The organism is uncultured Clostridium sp. (assembly GCF_934754915.1).
In the GTDB taxonomy this organism is placed as follows: Bacteria; Bacillota; Clostridia; order Clostridiales; family Clostridiaceae; genus Clostridium.
On the sequence record NZ_CAKVKB010000191.1, the window covers coordinates 1 to 5,012 of the forward strand.

General features: G+C 27.7%; 6 protein-coding genes. All 6 read right to left on the reverse strand.

Features of this window, described 5'->3' with window-relative positions:
* Positions 1-254: 254 nt before the first annotated feature.
* Positions 255-737: a TrmB family transcriptional regulator sugar-binding domain-containing protein gene (locus Q0F58_RS17090; RefSeq protein ID WP_294379076.1), complete on the reverse strand. Its 483-nt coding sequence runs from the start codon at positions 735-737 to the stop codon at positions 255-257.
* A 3-nt stretch (positions 738-740) separates the two neighbouring features.
* Positions 741-1,205 carry a PTS sugar transporter subunit IIB gene (locus tag Q0F58_RS17095; protein ID WP_294379077.1) on the reverse strand — a complete coding sequence of 155 codons (465 nt, stop codon included), beginning with the start codon at positions 1,203-1,205 and terminating at the stop codon, positions 741-743.
* Between the two features lie 257 nt (positions 1,206-1,462).
* Positions 1,463-2,395, reverse strand: coding sequence for a TRM11 family methyltransferase (locus tag Q0F58_RS17100; protein WP_294379078.1), 933 nt, complete (start codon positions 2,393-2,395; stop codon positions 1,463-1,465).
* A 186-nt stretch (positions 2,396-2,581) separates the two neighbouring features.
* Positions 2,582-2,764 carry a hypothetical protein gene (locus Q0F58_RS17105; protein WP_294379079.1) on the reverse strand — a complete coding sequence of 61 codons (183 nt, stop codon included), beginning with the start codon at positions 2,762-2,764 and terminating at the stop codon, positions 2,582-2,584.
* Between the two features lie 113 nt (positions 2,765-2,877).
* Complete coding sequence (locus tag Q0F58_RS17110) at positions 2,878-3,216, reverse strand: zinc ribbon domain-containing protein YjdM (RefSeq protein WP_294379080.1); 339 nt, start codon at positions 3,214-3,216, stop codon at positions 2,878-2,880.
* A 107-nt stretch (positions 3,217-3,323) separates the two neighbouring features.
* Entirely contained in the window at positions 3,324-4,760 is a 1,437-nt protein-coding gene (locus Q0F58_RS17115) for a sodium:alanine symporter family protein (RefSeq protein WP_294379081.1), read from the reverse strand.
* Positions 4,761-5,012: the final 252 nt, after the last annotated feature.

The following is a 5,012-nucleotide window of genomic DNA, read 5'->3' on the forward strand; positions in this document are numbered from 1 at the left end:
TAGTATATCACCTGTTTCAACATCTGTCAACAACTTTTTCAAACTTTTTTCTTTAGCTTTCTAAGCTTTACTTTAAGTTTAATTTGTTATTTACTTCTGTCAGCGACGTGTCTTATCTTAACATTTCACTGACAGTTTAATCATATACACAATTATCATTTTTACAATTTATTTTTAAATTACTCGAGTTTTATCAATATATCTAATATAAACTATTAGTGATACGCCCGGAATAGTATTCAGTAATATTACATCTAATTGTCCTTCAATTTAAAAGCAATATTTTCTCTTAGCTTTAATAAATATATATAATTCTCAATATTAGTATTTATAATGGAAACAATTAATATATTGTCTGTTATAACATCCAATATATTTTCACTACTTATACTTTTATCAACCGCCATAGCTTTATTTCCATCAACAACCATCATTAACTTATCTTCTGTTGATTTTACTTTTTCATCAATATAAGTATATAGTTTATCAATTTGAAGCTCTTCTGTATTACACTCATTTAATGAAACAACAGTAATTCTTACCCCTCTTTGAGATGCTTCCATAAATTCATTTTTAAATTTTTCCAAATTAATATTTGTACTTAGATAAATTTCTTTTTTAGCATTTAAAATTAATTCTTTTGCCTTATTAATCATATCTCCCTCTCCTTTTAATTTACTATCTACACTGACAGTTTCATTTGAACTTTTATTATTACTTGTTGCAACTTCTTCCATTGACTACTTTTCTAATTCTTCTATTATTTCTTTTCTTCCTTCATTAAAATCTTCCCTTGCTCCTTCACATTCTATTTGTTTAATTATTGATTCACTGTCCATTTGAATTTCTCTATCACCTTCTTTCCTATCTTCCATTCTTTCTATAGCACCTAATCGAATTTTTTCTTTTAAATTTATTGCAAATTCAAGTATTGCATCACCATCCATTAACCCGTATTCTTTCATGCCAATCACTCCACTGGCAATTCCCATTGAATCGCATCTTTCTTTAATCTTCTCTAACTTATATCCAATTTGTGGTCCCAACAATACAACATCTTCTTTGCTTATTTGTGTAAATAACTCCTCTTCTTGCACCGCTTTAATATCTATATCTATTTCTTTAAGTTTTGCTGCATCTTTAACTTTTTCTAATATAACTGTACTTAACATTCCAGAAACACATAATAATTTAATGTTTAACATTGATAAAATCCCCCCATAATTTATTTTTATAATATAAAATATCTACACTACACTCCCTAAATGTAAATGTATTCAAAACAAATTATTTTTTAATATTAACCTCATATACCTTAACAATTTAAAGATTAATTAACCCATATTTATATGGTAATTCTTTTTTTCATTATTTTACAATACATTTTTAAATCCTTTTAACTTGCACTAAAAAAGAACATCTATATTCTCATTTCCTAATAATAAAAATATAGATGTTCTTTTTAAACACAAATACTAATATATCTTTTAAATTTACCTTTACATACCTTTGCAGTATTTATTATAGTAAATCCCGATTTTTTTATTACATCACTCATATCTTCAAATGTTACTATCACTAACTTTTGTGCTATTTTTCTAGAATGTTCTATTATAGCAATTTGATTTTCTCGTGATATAGGAGTAAATAAACCATATGGCATATCTATTATTGCTGTATCAAATCTATCATTTATTGTTGTCATATCTCCATTTGTGATAACATTTCTATATCCAAAAAATTCAAGATTCTTTTGTGCATTATTAGCTATATTTTCATTTAGTTCCCATCCACAAACATCAATCCCCATAGATAATGCTTCAATAATTACTGTTCCAATTCCACAACAAGGATCAATAAGCTTCTGTTCTACATTATTACCAACTGCTATATTAACTAATGCCCTTGCTACTCTCAGACTTAAAGAATTTGAATATGAGTATGGCTTATTATCATGTATATGCCATTCAAAATCATTTTTTTCATACTCTCCAAATATCCATTTGTCACCTACTTTACTTAATCCTAATGTAATTTCAGGATTATACATTTCTGCTTCTCCATCTATAATCAATCCTATTTCTCTTATACTTTTTAATCTATTTTCATAATTAACATCATTGCTCCCACTTTTTACGTAACATACTTTAAATTTTTCATATGATAATTTATCTCTATTTATATTATTTAGTATTTTCTCTAAAGAATCCTCTTCATACACTATCTTTATTACTTCTTTTAAAAAAGGGCTTCTTGATGGATTAACATATATTTTTGAAAAAAATCGTTTTTCTTGTGGTGTTAAATTAAAAAATGATTTAATTTCCATAAAGCATAACTCTTCTTCAAATTCTCTATTATAATTTATTACATAAAAATATCCCCTATAATTCATATACTATAAAATCATCTCCTTAAAAAATATACTCCCCTTATAGCAATTTAATTCACTGCTATAAAAAGAGTATATTAAAAATCAATACACATAATGTTAAAATATTTAATTTAAAATTCAGAATTCATATTAATCCTGCCTATAACATTATTTATTAATCCAAACAACAAAACTTACCATAAAATATTATTTGCTTTCTGAAATAATTTTTTTTAGTTTATTCTGAACAAGCCAAAGCTTTTTTTGCTTTCTGTTATATGCAACCAATCTATTTTTATTGGACTTACTTTCATCCATTATTTTTATATATTCTGCATCTGCAATTTTTAATGCATCTTCTATTACTAAAAGTTCCTCCTTAGTAAACATAATATCTCCTCCATTTACTAATTCTTAATTTTCATAACATAATTATATCATATAATTTATAATTGTCTGAAATTTAAACCAATAAAATAAAAAAGCAACTAACTCAATTTAAATTATAACTTTTTAACAAATTCAGATTTTAAACTCATAGCTCCAAATCCATCAATTTTACAATCTATATTGTGATCTCCATCAACCAGACGTATATTCTTAACTTTTGTACCTTTCTTTAATGCAGAAGAAGCACCTTTTACCTTAAGATCCTTTATCACTATTACAGAATCTCCATCTTTTAATATGTTCCCATTTGAATCCTTAACAATTAACTCATCTGAAGATTCATTTTCATTTCCCATAGTCCATTCATGAGCACACTCTGGACATATTAATAGACTTCCATCTTCATAAGTATATTCTGAATCACATTTTGGACAATTAGGTAATTTATCCATAATTCATTTCCTCCATTCGTTATGTTATCTTAATATATTTTGTACTCCTTATATTATCATAACCATATTATATTAACAAATTTGCAATTTAATATATCAAAAATTTATTAAGCTTCTGCTCTTATAACATCAGTATTATTTTTCTTTTCAGCTTTTTCAGCTTCAATAACTCTTTGAAACTCCTTAACATCCTTTGCTATTACTCCACTCAACGCCAATAAAGATATTAAATTAGGAATAGCCATTAATCCATTCATTACATCTGAGAAGTTCCAAACAAGCTGTAAAGTAGTTGTTGCACCAATATATGAAACCAATGAAAATACTATTCTATATATTATGCAGTATTTAGGTTTCTTTACAAGATACTCAAAAGCCTTTTCGCCATGATATTCCCATCCTATTATTGTTGAAAATGCAAACAATGTAATTCCTATACTTACAAGAATTCCTCCAGCTTTCCCTAAAACTGTTGAAAATGCTAATATTGTAAGTGCTGACCCAGTAACAAATTCCCCTGAAGCATCTACTGTTCCAAGAACTCCTGAACTTGCTATTGCAAGACCTGTTATTGTACATACTACTATAGTATCAAAAAAAGTACCAGTCATATTAATATACCCTTGACGTACTGGATTATCAGTAGTTGCTGCAGCTGCTGTTATTGCTGCTGATCCAAGTCCTGCTTCATTTGAAAATACACCTCTTGCAACTCCCCACCTCAATGACTGCATCATACTAACCATTATTGTACCGCCAACACCACCAGCTACTGCATGTGGATTAAATGCCATGGAAAAAATTTGTACCAATCCATTTGGTAAATTTGTTATGTTGCCTATTATAACTACTAATCCTCCAATAACATAAAATACTGCCATTCCCGGAACTACAACCTGTGAAACTCTTGAAATATTCTTTATTCCTCCAACAATTATTAAAAGAGCTAAAACAGTTATAACAACACCTGTTGCATAAACAGGAATTGTGAATGTCTCATTTAATGCAGATGCTATTGAATTTGCCTGTGTTAAATTTCCTATTCCAAATGAAGCAAGCACCGTAAAAAGTGCAAATAAAAACCCCATAATGTTGCCAATTTTCTTATTCTTAAATGCATGTTTCATTGTATACATAGGACCACCAGACATTTCCCCATTTTCATTTACCATTCTATATTTAATAGCAAGCATACATTCAGCAAATTTTGATGACAATCCAAAACAAGCTGAAATCCACATCCAAACTAATGCTCCAGGGCCTCCAAGAATCATTGCTGTTGCAACACCAACAATATTACCAGTTCCTATTGTTGCTGCTAAAGCAGTCATTAATGCAGAAAAGGGAGAAATATCACCACTGCCTCTCTTCTTAGTTCTTGCTTCACGACTAAGAACACTTTTTAATGCATATCCAAGATTTCTCCATGTTAAAAATCTTAATCTAAAAGTCAAGAATATACCTGTACCAACTAATAAAACCAGCATTATTGGGCCCCAAACTATATCATCTATTCTTGATATTATATTTGAAAAAATCTCCATAAATAACTCCTCCTTAAAAATAAAAATCCATAATAATAGAACAGATAAAGAACCTCTTTGTTCTATTATTATGGATTTTCTTATTTCATGTATTTAATTACTTAAAAGTATAGCACTTTTTTACAATAAGGTAAATATTTTTACTCATTTACTATTTATTTCTCATAAATTAATATAACTATAATAGTGCATTTTTACTTGAATAATTTTACAGTTGAATAAAAAAACAGATTCTTAGGCTATTTTTAATGA

What these genes read in the sequence shown, in the direction of transcription:
- Q0F58_RS17110 (WP_294379080.1), bottom strand. Translation starts at nt 3,216, where the DNA reads ATGGATAAATTACCTAATTGTCCAAAATGTGATTCAGAATATACTTAT.
- Q0F58_RS17090 (WP_294379076.1), bottom strand. Translation starts at nt 737, where the DNA reads ATGGAAGAAGTTGCAACAAGTAATAATAAAAGTTCAAATGAAACTGTC.
- Q0F58_RS17100 (WP_294379078.1), bottom strand. Translation starts at nt 2,395, where the DNA reads ATGAATTATAGGGGATATTTTTATGTAATAAATTATAATAGAGAATTT.
- Q0F58_RS17105 (WP_294379079.1), bottom strand. Translation starts at nt 2,764, where the DNA reads ATGTTTACTAAGGAGGAACTTTTAGTAATAGAAGATGCATTAAAAATT.
- Q0F58_RS17115 (WP_294379081.1), bottom strand. Translation starts at nt 4,760, where the DNA reads ATGGAGATTTTTTCAAATATAATATCAAGAATAGATGATATAGTTTGG.
- Q0F58_RS17095 (WP_294379077.1), bottom strand. Translation starts at nt 1,205, where the DNA reads ATGTTAAACATTAAATTATTATGTGTTTCTGGAATGTTAAGTACAGTT.